Here is a 22,929-nt window from a genome sequence, read left to right as displayed (position 1 = left end):
TCATCAATTTTAAGTAATCTCTGTATCATTATGGGACAAAACAGCCGGTTTTGATATTTCCCGCTTGAAGCGTTCAACCATTTGCGCATTGCGGCGCTGTTCACCGCTTGTCTTGTGATTATCAGATTTCCGACTTGTTGCCCTTTTTCTCCACCTCACTTTTGATACATTTCCAAGGCAGGCTGATCCGGTTTTATTAAAACAAGCTTGTTTTATCCCCGAGCTTGAAACGCTAAGTTCAAGATTTTGGAGACTATGCCTGTAAAAACGCCGGCAAAATGGATCAACAATCCGGATGGCCTTGTTTCTCGATTCGTACTGCCCCTTTTTGCGGCTGTACTGATGTGACGGATTGTGATTCGCTTTACTTTCCTCGTCTGTCGTCAAAAATATGCGCTTCGGGGTGGAAACCTTTGACCTTTCATTTTCTCACCATTACTCTTCATTTTCTCCCTCCACCGATTTCCAGCTATTTTTTGACCTGTTTCCGTCTGGCATATGATTCTTCCAGAGAGAGGCTTCCTTCAAAAATAAATTGTCAGAAAAGAACAGTGCCACTGCGGAGTTAAATTTTTGGCAGTCGAAATATCAAAGCGGTTTTCGCGCAATTTTGCTGTTTTCTTGCGGTTTTTGTTTAAAATTATTTCCATTCAATAATTTTGCGGAATTAAGCTTGGTCCGGCCGATCAAGCCCTGTAAAGGCAATTTGTCTTGATTAAAGCCCAAGAGAAAAGACAATTTTTATTGGAGTGTCATGTTTATTGCCGGTTAAAAATGGCATTATTGTTAAATGTGGGGTAAAAAGCCCCCATTGATTGACAAAATGGCGATCATTTTGCCAAGGCGAAAAGAATGACCGCAATTTTTACCTGTTGCGCCTGATAATAGAGAATATTGATGAATCTTTCAGATATTGAAATAGCCCGTCAAGCAACCAAACTGCCTATTCGTGACATTGCCGCCAAGCTTGATATTCCTTACGAGGATATTGTTCCTTATGGTCATGACAAAGCAAAAATCAGCGCAAAATACATCGAGACGCTCAAAAACAATAAAAACGGCAAACTCATTCTGGTGACTGCCATTAACCCGACACCGGCAGGTGAAGGAAAAACCACAACAACAATCGGTCTTACCGATGCACTCAACCACATCGGCAAAAAGGCTGTCGCATCGTTACGCGAACCATCCTTGGGCCCGAATTTCGGACAAAAAGGTGGAGCCGCCGGTGGCGGACGTTCTCAAGTCATTCCGATGGAAGACATCAATTTGCATTTTACCGGTGACTTTCATGCGATCACATCGGCCAATAATCTTCTTGCTGCAATGGTAGACAACCACATTTATTGGGGCAATGAACAGAATATCGACTCCCGCAGGATTACATGGAAACGCGTTGTCGACATGAATGACCGCGCGCTTCGTGACATTGTTCTTTCCCTTGGCGGGGTCAAAAACGGGTTTTGCCGCCAAAGCGGTTTCGATATTACGGTAGCGTCCGAAATCATGGCAATCTTCTGCCTTTCCGAAAACCTCGCCGATCTCACAAAGCGTCTCGGTAAAATTATTATCGGTTACCGTTACGATAAAACGCCGGTCACCGCTTCCGATATTCATGCAGAAGGCGCAATGGCGGTTTTGTTGCGCGATGCATTGGCGCCCAATCTGGTGCAGACAATCGAACACAATCCCGCTTTTATCCATGGTGGTCCTTTTGCCAATATTGCCCATGGCTGCAACTCGGTCATTGCCACCAAAACGGCATTGAAGCTTGCCAATTATGTGGTCACGGAAGCGGGTTTCGGTGCTGATCTCGGAGCTGAAAAATTTTTCGATATCAAATGCCGAAAAGCCGGATTGAAACCCGACGCAACGGTGATTGTTGCAACAATCCGTGCATTGAAAATGAATGGCGGCGTTGCAAAAGGCGATCTTGCCCATGAAAACGTTGCGGCATTGAAAAAAGGCACCGCCAATTTGTTGCGCCATATTTCGAATATGGAAAAATATGGTGTGCCGGTCATTGTGGCAATTAATCATTTCAATTCCGATACCGACGCGGAAATAGACGTTTTAAAGAAAGCCGTTGCTGAAACCCACCATCAGGCCATTATTTGCCGCCATTGGGAAAAAGGTGGTGAAGGTGCCGAGGAGCTGGCGCGCGCTGTCGTGCAGTTGATTTCAGAAAATAAAAGCAACTTCCACCCTCTCTATGCCGACGACTTGCCATTGGAAGAGAAGATCAACACCATCGTGCGCGAGATTTATGGCGGGCGCGGTGCCGATATTCCGACCAATATTCTGAACCAATTGAAGGCCTGGGACGAGGAAGGCTATGGAACTTTACCGGTCTGCATGGCAAAAACGCAATATTCATTTTCTGCCGACCCGAAATTGTTGGGCGCACCGGAAAATTTCACTATTCCTGTACGCGAGGTCAAATTGAGTGCCGGTGCCGGATTTGTTGTGGTGATTTGCGGTGATATCATGACCATGCCGGGGCTTCCCCGCCACCCTATGGCCGAAAAAATCCATCTTGATGAAAACGGGAATATTGAAGGTCTTTCATAACCCCCTCAACCATTTTCATAAAAACTTTCAAACCATCGGCTTATATGTTTGGCTGACGGTTTTCATATTTTTATAGAACACGATTGCTCAAGGCTTTAAAACGCTCAAACGCTTTAGATTTTTTGGATTCACCTGATTTCGGGCTGCCTTTCCTCATTTCAACTCAAAACTTTCAGGTTTTTGCCTGATTTTCGGCTGCCTTTGCCTTCTATAGCTTCTATAAATGCCATCGCGCGGGTCTCATGGCGTTGCGTTCCCGTGTCTTATTCTTCCGTTCCTTCGCTTTTCTATTCGTTCTCCTTCCCGTTCCTTCATTCGTCAGTTTTCACCTTTTCGTTTCTCCCCTATCAAGCCGTACCTGTCCCGAACGGCTTTTGCCTTTTTCTGCCTCCCCTTCTGTTCGACACTTTCAAATTTTCCCCTCAGGACTTTGCCTTTGTCCTGCACTTTTCTTTGTTCCATTCGCTGTTTTTAGACCATGGGAACGATTGCAACACTTTAACCGGATAATAAAAAACCCCGGTTGGAGACCGGGGTTTTGTTTTTGGCTTTGTCAACAAGCAATCATGCTTGCTGGACATTATTGCCGGACTGTTTGTCGGGTGCGGATTGAGCTTCCGGTGCATCGCCGCCATTTGTCGGCTCTCCACCAGCAGTTCTTCCGGCACGGTTTCCGCTAAACAGCCTGTAGAACATCGGGATAAAGAAGGTTGCAATACATGTTGCAGCCAACATACCGCCGATAACACCGGTACCAATTGCGTGACGGCTAGCGGAACCGGCACCGGTGGATCTTGCCAAGGGGACAACACCAAGGATAAACGCCAAAGATGTCATCACAATCGGACGGAAACGAAGACGAGCTGCAGAAATCGCCGCATCAATGGCCGATTTGCCGCTTTCACGCTCGAGCACAGCAAATTCGACAATCAAAATAGCGTTTTTCGCAGCCAGCCCCACAAGTGTAACGAGGCCGATCTGGAAATAGACGTCGTTGCTGAGGCCCCTTAAATAGGTGAATGTCAACGCGCCGGCAATCGCAAATGGCACAGCCGTCACAACTGCGAAAGGCAGGCTCCAGCGTTCATATTGCGCAGCCAAAATCAGGAACACCATAATGATACCGAAGATCATAGCAGTTGAACCGGCACCACCGGCCACAACTTCCTGATAGGCCGAACCTGTCCAGGCGATCTGGTAGGTATTGGGCAAAACCTTGCCGGCAATTTCAGTCATAGCCTTGATCGCATCACCGGAGGTAAAGCCGGTACCCGGATCACCCATGATCTTGGTGGCATAGAAAGCGTTGAAGCGTTCAAGCTGATCCGAACCGGTAATACGCGTTGTTTGAACCAGCGTGTTCAACGGGATCATGCTGCCGGAATTCGACCGCACAAAGACCTGCTTGATGTCTTCTGCACTTTTACGGAACTCGCCTTCAGACTGGATTTTAACCTGATAGTTACGTCCATAAAGGGTGAAGTCGTTGATATAGATGTTACCGAATGTTGCCGAAAGGGCATCATAAATCGAGTTGATCGGCACATCCATCGCACGGGCTTTGACACGGTCGACATGGAAGTCATACTTCGGCACATTCGGGTCAAAGGTTGTGCGGACATTCTTCAATTCCGGACGCTGGTTGGCAGCCTGAACGAGTTTCATCGTCATTTTATAGAGGTCGTCAATCGAGCCACCGGCGCGGTCCTGCAGATACATTTCAAAACCGCCGGTTGTCGAAAGGCCGGTAATCGGAGGCGGGTTGAAAGCAACGGTGACACCGTCCTTGATGCCTGATGTCATACCGATCACTTGCGGGGCAATCACACGCGCATCATCCTTCGGATCGGGTCTGTCTTTCCAATCCTTGAACATGACGAACATGGCGCCCGAACTTGTCTTCAAACCACCTGAAAGCAGGTCATAACCGGCAAGCTCTGCAATGTTTTCGACCGCAGGGTTCTGCTTGAGAATTTTATAGGCCTTGTCAACCACACCTTGTGTTCTTTCAAGCGAAGAAGCCGAAGGCAGGAACGAAACCGCAAGCACATAGCCCTGATCTTCATCCGGAACGAGGGAGGAAGGAACCTTCTCGAACATGAAGACGGCAAAGACACAAACCAGCACGAAACAGACAATGCCGTACCAGAATTTATGGACGAAGAAGCTGACGCCCGAAACATAAAGATTGGTGATCTTCTGGAATGTTTCGTTAAACCAGCGGAACGGTGCAATCGGTTCGCTATGGCGCGGCTTCAACAACAGCGAGCACAAAGCCGGTGTCAGTGTCAAAGCAACAGTACCGGAGATGACGACCGAAATCGCAATAGTAACAGCAAATTGCTGATACATAACACCGGCCATACCGCCCATGAACGACACAGGAATAAACACGGCGCACAGAACGAGCACAATAGCAACAACCGGCCCTGTAACCTCGCTCATCGACTTGATAGCAGCATCATGAGGCGAAAGTTTTTCTTCCGACATAACGCGTTCGACGTTTTCCAACACCACAATCGCGTCATCAACCACAATACCGATGGCAAGCACCAGCCCGAACAGTGTCAACATATTGATCGAGAAGCCGAGCACGTAAATGCCCGCAAACGTCCCGATAATAGAGATTGGCACCGCGATAATCGGAATAAGCGTCGCTCGCCAGTTCTGCAGGAAGATGAACACAACAACGATAACAAGCAGAATAGCTTCGATGAAGGTGTGGACAACTTCCTCGACGGAAACCTGAATGAACTTGGTGGTATCGTAAGGTACCGAATATTCGATCCCCGGAGGGAAGGCAACTTTCAATTCATCCATACGTTTCTTGATCGACTGCATGGTGGCAAGCGCGTTGGCCCCAGGTTGCAGGAAGATCAGGATCGGCACCATCGGGTTGCCGTTCAAATTGGATTCAATGAAATATTGCTGGGTACCGAGTTCGATACGCGCAACATCTTTCAGACGCAGAGAAGCACCTGTGTCATCCGAACGCAGAATAATTTCGCCGAATTCTTCTTTCGTTACAAGACGACCTTGCGTCGTTGCCGAATAGGTGAAAGCACCATTGATATCCGGCTGCTCACCGATACGACCGACAGGATACTGGTTATTCTGTTCCTTGACCGCATTGATAACATCGGTCGGCGTCATGTTATATTGGGCAAGCTTGTCAGGCCGCAACCAGATACGCATCGAATAATCGACGTGTCCGAGAACCTGCGCATCGCCGACACCGGGAATACGTTTCAAATCGTCAACAACGTTAAGCAATGCATAGTTGCCGACATAAATCCGGTCATAAGCACTTGTTGTCGAACGCATGGCAACAAGGCCAAGGATGGATGAAGAGCGTTTATCGGCAACAACACCCAGACGTTGCACTTCTTGTGGCAAAGTTGTCAAAGCACGCTGAACGCGGTTATTGACGTTAATGGTTGCCTGATCAGGATCGGTTCCGAGCGCAAAAGTAACAGTAATCTGCAATGTACCGGACGCATTGCTGGTCGATTGCATATAGATCATGTCTTCAACGCCGTTGATCTGCTGTTCGAGAGGAACAGCCACGGTCTGGGCAACTGTTTCGGCACTGGCACCGGGGTACTGCGCCGAAACGACCACCTGCGGTGGCAACAGGTCAGGATATTGGGCAATCGGCAATATGCGCATACACATAAAGCCGGCCAATACGATGATAATGGATATAACCGACGCGAAAACCGGTCGGTTAATGAAGAAACTATAGCTCATTGTGCGGGCCCCGAAGCTTTTGCATTGCCCCCGTCAGGTGCCTGTTGTGGCGCATCGTCGGTGACATTGACCATCAGGCTTTGCCCCTGAGGAATACGCATCAGACCCTGTTCGATATAAACCTGGCCTTCGGTGACAACTTCCTCTCCGTCACGAAGCCCCTGAACAACCTTGTTTTTGTCTTTTTCATCGAATTTGACGCTGTCAATCAGCCAGTCGCCGTTTTGCATTTTACGCACGGCTTTGACCGGACGTTGCTCGACAACCATCAAACGGCCAGCCACCTTTTGCGGCTGTCCATTAGCGGCGGCCGGTGCGGCAGGTTGTGCACCTTGCGGAGCATTCTCGCCGGCTTTCGGTGCCTCGGGCTTTTTCAACAGATAGACAAACTGGCCACCACTGTTTTGGACCAGAGCGGATTCCGGAATGGTCATGGCATTGGCCATTTTGATACCGGTAACTGTTACGCGTACAAACATACCCGGAACCAAACGACGATCGGGATTGGCGATAACCGCACGTGCACCCAAGGTTCCTGTCTGCTTGTCAATTGTCGGTGAGGTAAAATCGACCGTACCTTGTTCGGGATAATCAACCCCTTCACCAAGACGGACGGTAACTTTCAGATTATCAATCTTTTCGCCGCGTTGCTGCATTTCGTCCATCAAATGGCGAATCTGGTCATATTCACCATCGGCAAACGAGAAGTTGACATAGATCGGGTCAAACTGAGTGATTGTGGTGAGCAGGCTTGAAGACGGGTCGGTTCCGATAAGAGAACCTTCCGAAACAGCCTCGCGACTTGTCAGTCCACTGATTGGCGCTGCCACTTTTGTATATTCGAGATTGAGTTCGGCGGTGCGCAACTCGGCTTTTGTCTGCATCAATGTTGCTTCGTCGGCATCGCGCTTGGCAAAAGCCTGATCGCGCAATGAAGTTGACTGGACTTTTTGCTTGACCAGTTCCTCGGCACGGTCGGCATCACGAACCGACTGGTCGTAATTGGCTTGCGCCTGCGCGACCTGTGCGCGTGCCGAAGCGACAGCAGCCTCGTATTTGTCCGGATCAATCTCGAACAATATTTCGCCCTGCTTGACTTCCGAGCCTTCAACAAAGTTGCGGTGCAAGAGAATACCACCGACACGGGCACGGACTTCGGTTTCACGATAGGCAACAACACGGGCTGCATATTCGTAATTTAACGGAACCTCTGCCTGATGAATAACCTTGCCGCTTGCCTGCGATGGAGGCGGCATATGCTTTTCCTGTTTGCCACAGGCAACGAGTCCAAAAGACAGCACGCCGACAACAAGAGCGGCCGATAATTTCCTTAATAGTGTCATAGGATGTCAGACCTTGATATTTTTTTCGTGTCCGGTAAAATATACATACATGGATGTTTGTAAATAGCCAATCAGCTAATAACCACTTAATAGCAGCAATAATAAGGCGTCACAACCGGCAGAAAACACTTAATTGAACATTTTCCAATCAAGATTTCGCGTTTTTCAAGACAGGATTTCGTGTTTTTTTAAAACAGAATTTTATGTTTATGGTGTCATGACGGGACAAAAAGGGGAAATAATATGCGCCGGACAAAAGCCGAAGCGAGCGAAACACGTGAATCGATCCTTGATGCGGCAGAAATGGCTTTTTTAACCAAAGGTGTTTCCAAAACTTCGCTCAATGAAATTGCCGAACGGGCTGGCGTCACGCGCGGCGCAATCTATTTCCATTTTCGTGATAAACCGGCCATTTACAATGCAATTATCGACCGCATCAAATTTCCGCAAGAAGACCTTATTGATGAAGTAAGCCGCAATGATTCGATCAATCCGATTGATGTATTGGAAAAATCGGCTTGTGCTTCGCTCAGCCGTTTTGCCGAAGACGAGCACCAGCAGCGTGTCATGACAATTATTACTTTGCGTTGCGAATATGTCGATGATTTTTCGCAAATGATATTACGCTTGAGGGAAGCCCATGACAGCATGCTCGACCTTTTTACGCGCATGCTCTACGTGGCGCGAAGCCGCGACATGCTTTCCGAAGACTGGGAACCGGAAGATGGCGCGCGTGTGCTTGTGTGTGTGGTGGGCGGCATCCTTCATGAATGGTTGAATTCGGCAAAAAATTTCGATCTTAATGCGCTTGGTACAAGATTGATTCTAAGCCAGACAAAATCTTTCCGGAAAGATTCCCGACAGCTTATGGGATGAAGCGCTTTTACCCCTTGAGCCTCCTGCCCTCAAAACAAATGTGCCACGCCATCAAAATTTCCAACTTCAAAACAATTCCCCTGCTCTATAGATAAATTACCGCGCTTTTTAAAAATCATACTGGCTTATAAAAATCTCTGCGCTTTTTAAAAAGTAAAGCAATCACCCCATTTCCCGTTTTTTGCCACCCCCCCGTTTCCGGCTGTTTCACTCGACACTTTTTTCCAGTGCCCCTTAGTTTTCGGCTTTGCCATCAAAAAAGGGATAATCGGAAAAACACTTTTCTACTTTTTCCTTTACTTAAACCCCGCTGCATCGAAATGTGACAAAACAAAAATACCGCTCTTTGGGCGAGATTTGTTCACATGGCTTTCAAGTTTTCTCTGAACCGGAGTTTTTCAAAACCGGAATTTTAAAAATATACGCCGATCACGACTGTCGGCCATTTGCAGACCATTTTTTGCCTAACCTAAAAACGGGAAAAAGCCCTCGCGGGAAACAGCTTTGGCAAAAGTCATCTTTGTTCATTGCACAATCACGTGGCTCTTTCAAAGGCCGGATGAGTTCATTTTGTAAAGCGTGATCGCCAACTCGCGAAACGCAACCGGAAAGCCGATCTGTCAGATAGGCCGACATATCGACAAAACGAAATATCGCAAAAGGCTTATTGGACAAAACGGGATGTAGGCGTGAGCGGGATGTCACAAATGAAAGTAAAATGTGACGGAAAAGAAAAATAGGATTTATAGACAAACCCGATTTAAAGGCAGCGCCTTCTTGGATACGCTGCTTTCTATCTTTTCAGATTCTCGTTTTCAGCGCGTGCGACGCTCTTTGACATAAGCAATCAAACCGCTTGTCGAACTATCGTGGCCGTCGGCACTTTCATGTCCGGAAACCATGGGTAACAATTCATTTGCGAGTTCCTTACCCAATTCCACACCCCATTGGTCGAAGGAATTGATGTTCATGAGTGTGCCTTCAACAAAAACCCTGTGTTCATAAAGTGCAATCAACCGCCCCAATGTGAAGGGGGTGAGTTTGTCGTGAACAAGCGTCAATGTCGGACGGTTGCCGACAAAGCTTTTGTGCGGGGCTAGCCTTTCGGCTTCCGCTTCACTCATACCGCCTTTCATTAACATTGCTTTTGCTGCTTCTTTGCTGCGACCACGCATCAGTGCTTCCGATTGGGCAAAGCAGTTGGCAAGAAGCATATCATGCTGGTGACGCAAGTTTTCTTCGTGCCCGTTCACAGCAACAATGAATTCGACCGGAATAATATCGGTTCCCTGATGCAAAAGCTGGAAGAAAGCATGTTGCCCATTGGTTCCGGGCTCTCCCCAGACAACAGGGCCTGTCGGCATTGTAACCGGTTTGCCGTCAATGGTCACATGTTTGCCGTTCGATTCCATGTCGAGTTGCTGGAGATAGGCGGGTAGACGCGACAAACGATCCTCATAGGGAATGACAGCGCGTGTCGGATAGCCGCAGATGACGCGATTATAAAAGCCGATAAGCCCCAGCCGGACGGCAAGGTTTTCAGAATAAGGTGCTGTGCGGAAATGTTCGTCCATTGCATGGCCGCCAGCGAGAAACTTTCTGAAATTTTCCGGTCCGATTGCCATCATCACCGAAAGGCCGATTGCCGACCAGACGGAATAACGCCCGCCAACCCAGTTCCAGAAGCCGAAAACACGCGACGGGTCAATGCCGAAATCAGCCACCTTATCAAGCGCAGTCGAAACTGCGGCAAAATGTTTTGAAACGGCCATCTCGCCCAGTTTTTCAGCAATCCACTGGCGCGCAATATGCGCATTGGTCATGGTTTCGGCTGTGGTAAAGGTTTTTGAAGAAACGATAATCAGTGTTGTTGCGGGGTTAAGCCCCGACAATGTATCGGCAATATCGGCGCCATCAACATTGGAAACAAAATGGCTATCCGGCCCGTCGTGATAGGGCTTCAAAGCAAGCGTTGCCATTTTGGGCCCAAGATCGGAACCGCCAATGCCAATATTGACAACATCGGTAATTTTACCACCATGTTCGCCTTTGAAGGCACCGGAGCGCACCCCTTCACAGAATTTTTCCATATGCGAGAGAACCGATTGCACATCCTCGACGACATTTTTGTCGCCAAGCATGATTGTGCTCCCCTTCGGCGCCCGCAAAGCAACATGAAGAACCGCACGATTTTCGGTCAAATTGATCGGCTCGCCGGAAAACATCGCCTCTCGCCGCTCCTTCAAACCGGCAGCATCGGCAAGATTATCAAGAAGCTCCAAGGTTTTCGCCGTAACCCCGCATTTGGAAAAATCGAACAGCAAATCGTTAAGCCGCAATGAAAAGTGCTCGAAACGCTGCGGGTCATTTTTAAAAAGTGAGCGAATATCGCCAAGCTCCGGATCTTTTGCATGGGTTTTCAATGCGTTAAAAGCGGCGCGGAATTTTTCTTCGTTGCGGAACATGGCAAGCTACCCTCCATTGTGTAAATAGAATTTAAGATGAAACACATTGAAGTGAAAGAGGTAAAATTGCCTTTATCCATTTCGCTCATAAGAAAGTTAAACGAGGCCTTATATCACGGCATTATTATCGGCTTTTCTTGAGGCTTGTGAGAAATCGCATGCCGCCAATAGATTAGCAAAATGGCTTATCACTTGCGGCTATTCTCTTGACCGCGCAAATTTTGTTTTTTCGTATGACGCTCATATGTCATCCGGTTGTTTTGGCATTTTGTGCGGCATTGAGTTCTTCTTCCAGTTCGGAATCTTCTTCGGCTTTCGGGCGGATAAAGCGACCAAGCAAGAGATAGGTAACCGGTGTGACATAAAGCGTTGCAATGGTTGCAAGGCCAAGCCCGCCGACGATGACAAAGCCCAAAGAAATTCTGGCTTCCGCACCCGCACCGCTTGCAAGAATAAGCGGTACACCGCCAAGAATGGCGCAGATCATTGTCATTGATACCGGCCGCAAACGTATATTGGCAGCATTTTCCACCGCCTCGCGCAAAGTCTGGCTGCGGTTTCTGAGCTGGTCGGCAAATTCGACAATCAGAATGCCGTTTTTGGCCATAATACCGACAAGCAGCACAAGCCCGATCTCGCTATAGACATTCAGGCTTACCCCGCTCACCATCATGGCAAAAACGGCACTGCCAAGGCCAAGCGGCACTGTAGCCATAACAATGAGGCCGGAAATGAAACTTTCAAACTGTGCGGCAAGAACAAGAAGAATAATGACCAGAGCAAAGCCGAAGACGATAATGAGACCGGAAGAGGTTTCGCTCAATGTGGCAGCCTCGGCAAGCGGGATGATATAGCTTCCCGCCGGCAATATGGGTTTTGCAAGTTCAAGCGCCTGCTGATAGGCTTCACCGAGGGCAAAACCCGGTGCAAGACTTGCCGTCAAGGCAATAGAGCGCATACGCGATTCCCGTCCGAGTTCCGGCGGAACCGGCTTTTCTTTAACTGTTGTTACCACAGACATCGGCACAAAACGGTCATCTGCCGTTTTCATGAAAATATTTTCAAGATCGGTCGGATCATTGACGGGTGTGCTATTCGACACAAGCTTCACATCATAGGAACGGTCGCCAATATAGACCGAGCCGATTTTGCGCCCGTCAAGCATGGATTGCACGGCATTGGCAAGGCCGGTAATGTCAATACCGAGATCGGTTGCCCTTTCGCGATTAATGTCGATGAACAATTGCGGCTGCGTTGCTTCAACACTCAAGCGCGGCTGCACAAAACGCGGGTCTTCCTGCATTTTTCTGACAAGTTGATCGGCAACCGGCTGGAGTTTGGCATAATCGGTGCCGAGAATTGCAAATTGCAAGCCTTGTCCTGCCCCCCTGATGCCGAGCGAATTACCTTCCGCCGCAATGACACGCACAGCCGGAAAACCCTTCATAATTTGATTGATTTCCTGAACAATTTCCTGCTGGCTACGGTTGCGTTCCCCCCAGGGAGCAAGATTGAGCATAAGAAAACCGTTATTGGACGAGCCGAAAGTGCCCGATACCGCATAGGTATTGATGATTTCGCCCCTTTCTTTGAAGGGCAAAAGCGCATCCTCGATTTTGCGCATTTCATCATTGAGATAATCGACAGAAATTCCTTGTGGCCCGTTGATGCGCAAAAACACCTGTGCGCGGTCTTCCGACGGGGTCAGTTCCTGCCGCAAGGTGAGGTATCCACCCGCACTTAGGATAACAAAGCCGATCGAAAGCAAAACCACAATCCACGGATGGTCAAGAGCACGGTGCAAGCTGCGGGCATAGAAATTTTGTAATATATGGGCAAATTTCAAAAGCAATGCCGGTTTGGAATGCCCGTCGCTTAAGCCCTCCTGCCCGTTATTTTCCTGAATGCGCCCGTTTTCCTCACCGTTTAAATTTTCCTCATTATCGGCAATGGCTCCGGCAGACTTTTTGACATCTTTCAGAAATCTTGAAGCAAGCATCGGGCAAAGTGTCAAAGCCACAATTGCCGAAAGCAGAATGGCAATTGCCAGCACAAAACCGAATTCGCGGAAAAGCCCGCCTGCTTGTCCCGGCAAAAAGGAAATCGGCACAAAAACCGCAACAAGGGTGAGCGTTGTGGCAATCACGGCAAAAAACACTTCTCTTGTGCCGATAACAGCCGCAGCCCTCGGCCCTGCGCCAAGATTGCGGTGACGTACGATATTTTCCAGAACGACAATCGCATCATCGACCACCAGACCGGTTGCAAGAACAAGCGCAAGGAGAGTCAGAATATTGACTGAAAAACCGGCAAGATAAATGGCGGCAAATGTGCCGATCAAGGCGACGGGAATAGAAAGTGCGGGAATGAAAGTGGCGCGCAAATCCCACAAAAACAGAAAAATGATCACCACAACGCTTAAAACCGCAACAATAAGCGCCACCTCGACTTCGTGAATAGCGCCTTTGATAAAGCTTGCATCATCACTTGTAATGGTAATATGCACACCTTCAGGAAGCGTTTTGTTGAGATTGTCAACGGCAGATCTTATCCCTTCGGAAATATCGAGTGTGTTTGATTGTGCCTGCCGCACAATACCAAGCCCGACACCGGGTTTACCATTGACCCGCACAATCGAGGTTTCCACATCCGGCCCCAGAGTGACATTGGCAATATCACCGATACGCACACGATTATTGAGATAAACATTCTCGAATTCTTCCGGCGTAGAAATATTAGCGGTTGCTCTCACCACCAGCGCCTGATTGGAACTTCTGAGCGAACCGGCCGGCGCATCAAGTGCCATATCGGAAAGTGTTCGCGTGACATCGGCAATGGTCAGGCCATAACTTGCAAGTTTTGCCGGATTGATATCAATCCTGAAAATCTTGTCACGGTCGCCATTGACTTGCACATCCGCAACACCGGAAACCGCTGAAAGTGTGTCGACAATCTGGTCTTCGGTCAAAACCGTCAAATCATCAACACTCATTGTTGTTGACGTCACGGCAAGGCGCATCACCGCGTCGGCATTGGAATCGGCCTTGATGATGCGGGAGGCATCGGCATCATCGGGTAAATCATTGGTAACACGCGAAATGGCATCGCGAATATCGGCTGCCGCCACATTAAGATCAACACCATCATTAAATTCGACCGTTACCCGCGAACGGGCAAAAGAAGAACGCGATGATATGGTTTTGACACCTGAAACACGCGCCACCGCATCTTCAAGCTTCTGAGTGATTTCACGGTCGATTGTTTCAGCCGCCGCACCATCGAAATCGGTTGAAACGGTGACCACCGGACGGTCGACATCCGGCAATTCGCGCACATCAATGCCCTGAAGTGCGGCAAGCCCCGCCACCAGAATAAGCACATTGAGCACAAAAGCCGAAACCGGCCGGCGGATGAAAAGCGCAACCAGCCCGCCTTTATCCTTTTCGCGATCCTTTTCGCGTTCACCGGATTTTTGAAAAGCGCCCGCCATTACCGGCTTGCTCCGTCAAGAGTTTTCTTTTCGTTCCCCTTCACCTCATGAGGTTCACCGGCTGCTTTTTTGTCGTTTTCCGAATTTTCTTCCACTGCTTTTTCACGGACTTCGCTATTGCCAGCAGATTGACCCGAATGACTATTTTCATTGCCAAGAGAAACGTCTTTTCCGGCCTCTTTTACGCCCTCATCCGGCATAATATCGACAGCACTTTTATCTTGCAGATTTTGCACACCCTTGGTGACAACAAGATCTCCTTGAAGAAGTGCGCCGGTGACCAGCACCGAATCCGCATTGCGCTGGACAATGCCGACACGCACATGTTCGACAACTCCATTTTTTACCCGCCAGACATAGGCACCCTCGGCGTTCCACTGGATTGCAAGCGGGTCCACCGCCGGATAAGGGTCACCCGGAAAAGCAAGCGACACAGAAAAAGACATGCCCGATTGAAGCACACCGGAAGCATTATCGACTTCCGCACGAATGCGCAAAGTACGGCTTTGCTCGTCAATCATATTGTCAATGGCGCTGATGCGGCCGACAAATTCTTCACCAGGGCGGGCAATAGATGTGGCTTTCACTTGTTGGCCGATTTTAATGAGTGGTGCAAAACGTTCCGGCACCCAGACATCAATCAGAATATGGTCGCGATTATCAATGCGGGCGATTGTTGTATCGGATGTCACGTAATTTCCCGCGTCAACGGGTAAAATACCCACAATCCCGCTTACCGGCGCGCGGATTGTGCGGCGGTCGGCTGCAAGCTCGGCATCACGCAGTGCCAGCCTTGCCTTGTCGAGTGCAAGTTTTGCCGACAATTCCTGCACTTCGGTTGCCGTATTGGAGGCACGCAACTTGACCGTTCTTGCCATAGTCAATTCCGCATCATTGACTTCCACTTTGGCGCGCTCGACGGCGATCTCTTCATTATCGGAATCAAGCTTTGCAACCGGATCACCAATATTGACGTGCATTCCCGCACTCACATAGATCTTGTCCATCACACCGCTAGACCATGGGGTCACTGCAACCGTTGCAAGTGCCCTTCCCGTGCCGATTGCGCTTAAACGGTCATTGATCAGCTTTTGGCTTACCGGTTTTACAACGACCTCGTTTGTTTTCGGGGTCGATGCGGAGGTGTGCCCGACATTTTTCCCGTTCTTTAAGCCCTGCCAGACAAACAGGCCGACAATAACGAGACCAATAATGACAACGATGGTAATTTTCGACGAGCGTTTCATCGCGCTGCTTTCATCAAAGGATGAGAAAACCGGACAGATTATTATCCGATACTGTTTTTTGTCACTCTGTTTTTAAAGTCTTCTACAATTTTTAACGTTCATCAAAGCCGCATCAAACGGGTTCCAAAAGTCTTTAATGACGATTCTTCATTGTATTTCATGCAAAATTTGCGTTTTTTCGTCCAGTTAAATTTCGGTAATAATTCGAACCGGAAAATAACCAATTGGATAAGCGCAAAAAACAATTTGTTCTTGATCAATGATTTTTATAAACTGGATTTAAAATGCGGGTTTTATAAGGCAGCACTGACTCGTTATCGGTCAAAACTGACGCGACATTTCGCTAAAAATGCCGCTCGTCTGAAGAGGTTGAATGGCTAACGAAGGAATAACCGGCGAACCGGCGCCTATAACAACGGGTATGTCGCTTGATCGCGAACATGAGAAAATACCCTTCTATCGGCGTATGCGTGTCCGGCTGTTATTGCTCATTACGCTTTCGGTTTTCATCACGGAAATTATGGTTTTTATGCCCTCTATTGCCAGCATGCAGGAAAGCTGGCTTGAAGACCACCACCAGTCGGCCAAAGCGATCAGCATGATTCTGGCTTCAAGCCCCGAAATCACCCTAAGCCCGAATTTGCAAAAAAATGTTCTGACGGCCACTGATGCCTTGGCTATAAGCATTATCAGAAATGACGAGAGAATGAACCTTGCCACTTCGCCGGACTTGAAAAAGGTCAATGAAACCATTGATCTTCCCGATTATAGCGAAACCAAAGCTTTGCTTGATTCTCTCACAACGCTCTATTTCGGAGGCAGCAATATTTTGCTCCTTCGCGGTCCTATCGAAGGAACAGACATCACCCTTGAAGTCATCGTTGCCGACAGGAAATTGCGGCAAGCAATGATCGATTTTTCGTGGCATTTTGTCGTAATTTCTCTCACCATCGCAATTGTCGCAGCAACAACGATTTACCTTATCGTGCACGAACTGCTGGTGCGCCCGTTGCAGAATATCTACACCAATATGCTCGATTTTGTGATAGAACCGCATAATCCCAGCAAAATTCTGGTTCCCGAACCCCGCAGGGATGAACTCGGTATGACGCAAAAACGCATTTCGGTTATCGAAAGCGAATTGCAAAAAAGCTATGCCCACCAGAAACACCTTGCCAATCTCGGGCTAGCGGTTTCCAAAATCAATCATGATATGAGGAATATTCTCGCTTCCGCGCAATTGATGTCGGATCACCTTGCCGACGCAAAAGACCCGATGGTGAAGAAAATTGCTCCGAAACTTATCCGCGCTATCGACCGTGCGGTCACTTATAGCCAGACCGTTATCACTTACGGGCGCACGCAGGAAGAAGCGCCAAAGCGTAAAAAACTTCTTCTTCATGACCTCGTGGCGGATCTCCTTGAATCGCTCACCCTTCCCGGTTCCGATCAGGTTGAATTTGTTAATGAAGTACCGGTTGATATGACAATCGACGCGGATGAAGAACAGCTCCACCGCGTCATCACCAATTTATGCCGCAATGCTGTTCAGGCAATGCTGGAACGGGAAGACAATACAAAACTTCAAAACAAGCTCACCATTAGCGGACATCGTATTGATAATGTAGCCGTTATTGATGTTGTAGATACAGGCCCTGGTCTGCCGGCAAAGGCCAAAGAACACCTGTTTTCACCATTTCAGGGTTCAACCAGCCGCAACGGTTCGGGCTTGGGATTGACCATATGTGAAGAGCTCGTCAACGCCCATGGCGGCAAAATTACATTGATTGACGAAGAGCGCGGTGGCGCGCATTTTGAAATCCGCATTCCCGATCTGCCCTCGCATGGAGAAGATCGACAAAAGAATGAAAAAACCGCCTGATCACGCTGTCGGAAAAAAGCGACGCTTAACGCACGAGTTCTTTCAATTATTCACGAGTATTTACGAGACATTTTCCTGAAAAGGTTTTTTCACCAGAACGAATTCCAATTAACGAATATCAATTGATGCCATAAAGCCAAAACGAGCGGGCAAAGTTTCGCGTGTAAAAAATTTTCAGCTGGCCTTTTCATGCTGCCTTTCAACAGATATCTCGGCAGGCTGTTTCAGCCGGTATCTTCCGTAGACATTCAGGCAATGCATAACCACCGTTTTGGGCGGAGTTTCCGCCTTTCAAGCTTTTTTGAGCGTCTTGATTGAAAATGCACGGTTTTTGAGTAAACACCGGTTTTTCAAAAAACATAAATTCGGCTTTATAAAATTTTCTAAAAATGCGGTTTTGTTATTAAAGCAGTTTTTTAAAACCTCTTGCTTCTCCTCAACCGTTGTTTTTTAGCTCCCTTCATTTTGAACATAAAAATTTCCGACAGAGATTTTCCGGTTTCAAAGCGCTTAGCCGCAAAATTCGCGACACAAATGAACAAAAAAATAAAATCTTCTCTTGCATTTCTTTCGCGAACCAATTAGGAAACCGCTTGTCAGTCGATTGAAGATGTTCAAATCCGGATGTCGTTGATGGAACTGGCTGGAAACATCATTTTGGTGTTTTTCAAAAGTGCACCCGTAGCTCAGCTGGATAGAGCACCAGACTACGAATCTGGGGGTCAGGAGTTCGAATCTCTTCGGGTGCGCCATTTAAAATCTGGCATTTCACCATAGCTTCCAAACATCAAACTTTTTCATTTTTTAAAAACAAACACCAATCCGTACTATTTTTTAAAAATATGTGAGGGAAATTGTTTTTGATCGATAATGCTTTCAATCAAACATGATTTGAAACCATCCTTCAAATTTCCTTCGAAATGCTTGCATCCGAAATTCTGTGGCCTTTCTGTTTTAAAGTAGAAAAACAGCATTTTGTCTTTGAAGCTTTATAAACAAACGAGACTGATCAATCGCACTCATCATGAGTGCCTTTAAGTGGATATTCCCCCTTCCTTTTTATGACGGCTCATGGTCGAAATGGCCTCCCTCGCCTTGCCTTAAACCCCTGATCAATGTGAGCCGATTTCAAAAACTGTGCTATAGTACTCTCGGCCAAGTGACGTACAGAGATCTCATCATGAAATAGGCTTTAACCGCTTTGTTCAAAATGGATAAACCTCTTTTCCTTTTCCATAACGTCTCGCCAGAGTTCCTGAGGATAGCGCTTTTATGCCAGCCGTTTTTTACATCTGTGGCGCCTATGACTATTGATGAAATACGGTTGAAGATGCGTTCTTTCTCGTCTGTCCCCCAGAAGAAAATCCCCCGTTATTCAGGCTCCTTAAAATAAAACCTCAATCACTGTTAAAAACATAAATCACCGGCTGTTTAGCAAGAATGACAGTCCTTTACGCACACGGAGAAATGAAGGTCGGTAATAAATTCGTGGGGACATCGATTATTGATACCGAATTCCATTGCAGAATTGATCGTGTTGGAGAGATCAAAGCTAAACCAACAATAAACCCGATCATATCCGGCCGGAATTGGGGTATCAGAATAGATTATCTGATTTGATTGCAGCCCGATTGGTTTATAATTCTGCTCAAAAACGGTAGAAAAAACCGGAAAATCTACTTTCTCTGCCTAAAGAATTTTAATTTATCATTTTGTTACACAAAGATGTTTCTTGAATAAATTTTGGTGCAATAAATTGTTGTTTGACTATGTTACACTCTATAAAATAAAGATTGCACTTTTCATTCCAAAGGAGAGAAAAGCCAATGCGTAAGTTTCTTATTCTGGCACCGCTTTTCGTGCTTTTGGGCGGCTGTTGGTTTTCAACCAATATCCCTGCTGAAACACAAGCTGCATGGCGAGGTCGGCCAATCAGTGATTTATAAAAAGCCATCGGGTCAGGGGGAGGTTTCAGCGTGGATGAAAAGGGTGAAAAGTAGTATTATCGACAAAAGGAAGGCAACTTCTTGGTAAGTGGTTCAGGCAGTCCCACTCGGGGATTATGTTACTAAATCATGTGAATTGCGTGTATATGTTGATAATGAGGACAAGATCACAAGATTTGACACTTATAATAAGGACTGAATTGCGCCCATTATAGTTCAGATTTGAAATAGTGGATTTATCTACATTTATAAGGGCTTTCGCGTAGCAACATGCAGTTGCGCGACTTCACCGCGCTAAAGTCACCACCGTGAATGTGTCTCGACTTTAAAGGGTTAAGTCTTCGCCGAAGTACAACTTTATTCTGACAACGCCTCTAAAGGCCATGAAAATAACTCAGAATTATGGGTGATATGTCACATGACACCCTAATCGTTCACAAAGCTTTTCGCTTTTTTTTACCATAGCCGGTTTTTCTTGAGACGACGTCGCAGTGGTTTGTTGACAAGCGGTGAGGAACAGACCCGAAACGATGAAAACAAATATAGTTATTGCACGTTTTTTCATTTTAACAACAGTCCTAATAAAGATAATTTTTCTACATGCTGAATAGGTTAAAAACCAACCGATAACAACTGTTTTACTTTAGCGCGTCACTAAAACCAAAAGCGCAATTAGCTCCTCTCGAATAAGTATCCAGCCTTGTGATTTTGCCGTGCTCGTCATAAAACGCGCGGGCTTGACAATAAGCTAACTCATATCCTGTAGGTGTACTTTTTTGAAAAGATCGTTCCCAGTATACATATTTTTCTCCCTTTTTATTTTGTGCAACATGGAATGGACCTAACCGTTTAATGATATTTTCGATAGGTTGCCCACGCCATTTATCTTGAATTTCCTGACTAAAGTTCAGAGAAAGCCAACAGCCACTCAGCATAAAGACGACACATAAAAGAGAGAGAAACTTTTTCATTGAATCCTCACCTTGGATTATTTTTTGATAATATCATTTTCATGCATGAACGCCACTTGTAAGAACTTTCGCTTTTTATCTCATTGACCTTATCGGCATCAGTAATGAGCAAAGTAGCACCTTCATGGCTTGAAATTGCGCACTCGATAAATACCATAACCGTGGACAGAATATTGAATTCTACTTGTTATTTCTTGTTAATTGGCTCATAAGCCTCAAAACAGTAATTAACGCTCAATGCCAAACAACCGCCAACCTTTATCCCTAACCGAATGATTAGCGGTTGTTTTGTTTTTCATTTCAATTTCCTCAAAAAATATACGAATTGTAAAATACAATTTATACTTTTTTAATAAGCGCCCCTCGCCTCACAAATGGGAACTTTTGGATTATGAAAGTTTCTACAAGACTTTATCGCTCTGGTTCCATCCTTAGGCAAGTATCCTTGATCTTCCATACAAAACAATTTTTGAAAGACGATATTCTCTCTAACATGTATGTCAAGTTTTGGATCATCTCGATAGCGTTCGTCACATTTGTCATATGCTTCAGATATTTCTTTTGGTGTTGCGCCTGGCTTTTGATACCATTGACTAGCAGATGGTGGGCCGTGATCTATATAACCAGGCTCAAACACACTACCACACCCACTAAAAACACTTAATGACGACAAGCATAATAATAGAACAATTTTTCTATTCATATTTGTTTCCACATTTTTAAACTAGCGTCCTTGAGCTTTTGTATTTGTAGATATTGTACGAAAATAAGTATCACCACAATCAAGCTGTTAGTCTCTAGCAGCTATGGATGGAGAAGCCACGCTTCCCATCAAAACCGCCAAACATATTAGGCCATTCCAACAGCATACTACTACCAGAAGCCCCCACATCGTGGCCGAATTGCCACCAATGAGCAGACCAACAAAATCCCGATTATGAAGTTACAAAGTCATTTCATCTTTTTTACCAACACTCAATTTGTTCAATAAATTGACAGTTGGTTATGCATGAGCTTCTGGGCCAGAGCTCAATAATTACTCAATTATTTTAGTTATAAGCGCCTCTCGCCTCACAAATGGGAACTTTTGGATTACGAAAATTTTTACACGCATCCATCGCTCTAGTTCCATCCTTAGCAAAATATCCTTGATCTTCCATACAAAATATTCGTTTAAAAATGATATTCTGTCCAACATTTGGGTCGAGCTTTATATCATCTGGATAGCGTTTTTCACATTTGTAATATGCATCAGCTATTTCTTTCGGTGTTGCGCCTGGCTTTTGATACCATGCAGCCGCAACTGGTGGAGCGTGATCTATATAACCAGGCTCAAATACAGTACCACAACCACTAAAAACACTTAATGAAGACAAGCATAGTAATAGAACAATTTTTTTCTTCATTTTTGTTTCCACATTTTAAAATTAGCGTCCTTGAGCTTTGATATTTGTCGATATTGCAGAACTATAATTATCACACCAAAGCCGGGTTATGGGGGTTAAGCGCCGAAGAGCTGCAGAAACTTTTTAATTGCCTCAAAAACTCGGCATAAAGCACTAGCAAAAAACCAAGGTGTCAATCTATAAAAGTAAAAATGCCTCAAATATTTTTTATTATGCGAGGCTATAATAATGGCATGAACAGCCGACAGAAGACGAACGTTAAAGCGGTTTCATACCAACATTTTTCCTTATTGTCATAAGCTATAACAGCGAAAGCACACAACAAAACAGGTCCATAATAATGAACATCAGTATTGGATAAGACTCCTGTCTCTCCACGTTTATCAAGTGCTGCTTTTTCCATAGCATCCTTTAGATGATCTTCTACTTTTTCCCTCGCTTTATCTGTAATGAGCGGTTTGATCGTCACATTCTCTCTAAAACCGTTACCGACTTTGAAGGCGGCAATGCGCTCACTCGGCTAACTTCCATTTTCACATCAGCCGCGCAGGTTGCATCGATATTTTCGCTCTTTTCAAGCTTTGCAATGTTTTTGAGACCAAGTCTCAACTATCGGTGTTAATTCAAGAAAACTCACACTTCTTTGCTGATTAACCAAGCACACTGGCATGCATTTTCCATGAATGAGAAAAGATCTCGATAATCAGCTATCGAGAGCCGAAAAATGGATAAAGGTTGCGGAACAAACATCAACAAAAGATAAACAAATGATTGTGGAGAAATATGATCGTCTTGATACCGAGCCGCGACGTTTTTTGCGACTTCATAAATTTCATAGAAAGAATGAAAGACAAGCTCTTATAGACCTTTTGCTCGAGCACTGGTCATTTCTGTTTCAAGATAGATCTCCATCCCTATCCTGATTAAACGCTTAAAGCTTTAGAAAAGAAATGACCAGCGCCTCAACTATAACCCGTAAAAT

General features: G+C 46.3%; 13 protein-coding genes and 1 tRNA gene. 5 read left to right on the top strand and 9 right to left on the bottom strand.

Features of this window, described 5'->3' with window-relative positions:
* Positions 1-897: 897 nt before the first annotated feature.
* A complete protein-coding gene (locus tag PEB0122_RS07810) occupies positions 898-2,571 on the top strand; it encodes a formate--tetrahydrofolate ligase (protein WP_075868949.1) in 1,674 nt (557 codons plus the stop codon).
* Positions 2,572-3,135: 564 nt separating this feature from the next.
* Here the strand turns inward: PEB0122_RS07810 and PEB0122_RS07805 are convergent.
* Together PEB0122_RS07805 and PEB0122_RS07800 are read right to left on the bottom strand one after the other, a co-directional pair.
* Positions 3,136-6,321, bottom strand: a complete 3,186-nt coding sequence (locus PEB0122_RS07805; protein WP_075868950.1) for an efflux RND transporter permease subunit — start codon at positions 6,319-6,321, stop codon at positions 3,136-3,138.
* Positions 6,318-7,664 (bottom strand): efflux RND transporter periplasmic adaptor subunit, encoded by a 1,347-nt coding sequence (locus PEB0122_RS07800; protein WP_075868951.1) that lies wholly within the window; start codon positions 7,662-7,664, stop codon positions 6,318-6,320. The genes PEB0122_RS07805 and PEB0122_RS07800 overlap by 4 nt, the downstream gene beginning before the upstream one ends.
* 243 nt (positions 7,665-7,907) lie before the next feature.
* Between PEB0122_RS07800 and PEB0122_RS07795 the strand changes: the two genes are divergently transcribed.
* Positions 7,908-8,540 (top strand): TetR family transcriptional regulator, encoded by a 633-nt coding sequence (locus PEB0122_RS07795; RefSeq protein WP_075916569.1) that lies wholly within the window; start codon positions 7,908-7,910, stop codon positions 8,538-8,540.
* An 815-nt stretch (positions 8,541-9,355) separates the two neighbouring features.
* On the opposite strand, the gene pgi is transcribed toward PEB0122_RS07795, so the two are convergent.
* From pgi to PEB0122_RS07775, 3 genes are all read right to left on the bottom strand, one after another.
* Positions 9,356-11,005, bottom strand: coding sequence for a glucose-6-phosphate isomerase (gene pgi, locus PEB0122_RS07785; RefSeq protein ID WP_075916565.1), 1,650 nt, complete (start codon positions 11,003-11,005; stop codon positions 9,356-9,358).
* Between the two features lie 247 nt (positions 11,006-11,252).
* Entirely contained in the window at positions 11,253-14,495 is a 3,243-nt protein-coding gene (locus PEB0122_RS07780) for an efflux RND transporter permease subunit (RefSeq protein WP_075916563.1), read from the bottom strand.
* On the bottom strand, positions 14,495-15,742 hold the full coding sequence (locus tag PEB0122_RS07775; protein WP_075916561.1) for an efflux RND transporter periplasmic adaptor subunit: 1,248 nt from the start codon (positions 15,740-15,742) through the stop codon (positions 14,495-14,497). The genes PEB0122_RS07780 and PEB0122_RS07775 overlap by 1 nt, the downstream gene beginning before the upstream one ends.
* Positions 15,743-16,115: 373 nt before the next feature.
* Here PEB0122_RS07775 and PEB0122_RS07770 point away from each other — a divergent pair, with 373 nt between their 5' ends.
* The 3 genes from PEB0122_RS07770 (at position 16,116) to PEB0122_RS12020 (ending at position 19,244) form a co-directional block, all read left to right on the top strand.
* Complete coding sequence (locus PEB0122_RS07770) at positions 16,116-17,624, top strand: sensor histidine kinase (RefSeq protein WP_075916559.1); 1,509 nt, start codon at positions 16,116-16,118, stop codon at positions 17,622-17,624.
* 675 nt (positions 17,625-18,299) lie between these two features.
* Positions 18,300-18,376 (top strand) — tRNA-Arg (locus tag PEB0122_RS07765).
* Positions 18,377-19,043: 667 nt separating this feature from the next.
* Positions 19,044-19,244, top strand: coding sequence for a proline racemase family protein (locus tag PEB0122_RS12020; RefSeq protein ID WP_404801509.1), 201 nt, complete (start codon positions 19,044-19,046; stop codon positions 19,242-19,244).
* 964 nt (positions 19,245-20,208) lie between these two features.
* On the opposite strand, the gene PEB0122_RS07755 is transcribed toward PEB0122_RS12020, so the two are convergent.
* The 4 genes from PEB0122_RS07755 to PEB0122_RS07740 form a co-directional block, all read right to left on the bottom strand.
* Positions 20,209-20,541 carry a membrane lipoprotein lipid attachment site-containing protein gene (locus PEB0122_RS07755; protein ID WP_075916555.1) on the bottom strand — a complete coding sequence of 111 codons (333 nt, stop codon included), beginning with the start codon at positions 20,539-20,541 and terminating at the stop codon, positions 20,209-20,211.
* Between the two features lie 349 nt (positions 20,542-20,890).
* Positions 20,891-21,244, bottom strand: coding sequence for a hypothetical protein (locus PEB0122_RS07750; RefSeq protein WP_143238817.1), 354 nt, complete (start codon positions 21,242-21,244; stop codon positions 20,891-20,893).
* Positions 21,245-21,590: 346 nt separating this feature from the next.
* Positions 21,591-21,947, bottom strand: a complete 357-nt coding sequence (locus PEB0122_RS07745) for a hypothetical protein (RefSeq protein WP_075916551.1) — start codon at positions 21,945-21,947, stop codon at positions 21,591-21,593.
* 220 nt (positions 21,948-22,167) lie between these two features.
* A complete protein-coding gene (locus PEB0122_RS07740; protein WP_075916549.1) occupies positions 22,168-22,416 on the bottom strand; it encodes a hypothetical protein in 249 nt (82 codons plus the stop codon).
* Between the last annotated feature and the right edge of the window lie 513 nt (positions 22,417-22,929).

It is taken from the genome of Ditibartonella apis, assembly GCF_001952075.1.
GTDB classification, from domain to species: Bacteria; Pseudomonadota; Alphaproteobacteria; order Rhizobiales; family Rhizobiaceae; genus Bartonella; species Bartonella apis.
Note: the sequence above shows the minus strand (reverse complement) of the source record. Positions and strands in the feature narration are given on the sequence as shown.

Coding starts and splice junctions, on each gene's coding strand:
- PEB0122_RS07810 (WP_075868949.1), top strand. CDS start 898: ATGAATCTTTCAGATATTGAAATAGCCCGTCAAGCAACCAAACTGCCT.
- PEB0122_RS07805 (WP_075868950.1), bottom strand. CDS start 6,321: ATGAGCTATAGTTTCTTCATTAACCGACCGGTTTTCGCGTCGGTTATA.
- PEB0122_RS07800 (WP_075868951.1), bottom strand. CDS start 7,664: ATGACACTATTAAGGAAATTATCGGCCGCTCTTGTTGTCGGCGTGCTG.
- PEB0122_RS07795 (WP_075916569.1), top strand. CDS start 7,908: ATGCGCCGGACAAAAGCCGAAGCGAGCGAAACACGTGAATCGATCCTT.
- pgi (WP_075916565.1), bottom strand. CDS start 11,005: ATGTTCCGCAACGAAGAAAAATTCCGCGCCGCTTTTAACGCATTGAAA.
- PEB0122_RS07780 (WP_075916563.1), bottom strand. CDS start 14,495: ATGGCGGGCGCTTTTCAAAAATCCGGTGAACGCGAAAAGGATCGCGAA.
- PEB0122_RS07775 (WP_075916561.1), bottom strand. CDS start 15,742: ATGAAACGCTCGTCGAAAATTACCATCGTTGTCATTATTGGTCTCGTT.
- PEB0122_RS07770 (WP_075916559.1), top strand. CDS start 16,116: ATGGCTAACGAAGGAATAACCGGCGAACCGGCGCCTATAACAACGGGT.
- PEB0122_RS07755 (WP_075916555.1), bottom strand. CDS start 20,541: ATGAAAAAGTTTCTCTCTCTTTTATGTGTCGTCTTTATGCTGAGTGGC.
- PEB0122_RS07750 (WP_143238817.1), bottom strand. CDS start 21,244: ATGAATAGAAAAATTGTTCTATTATTATGCTTGTCGTCATTAAGTGTT.
- PEB0122_RS07745 (WP_075916551.1), bottom strand. CDS start 21,947: ATGAAGAAAAAAATTGTTCTATTACTATGCTTGTCTTCATTAAGTGTT.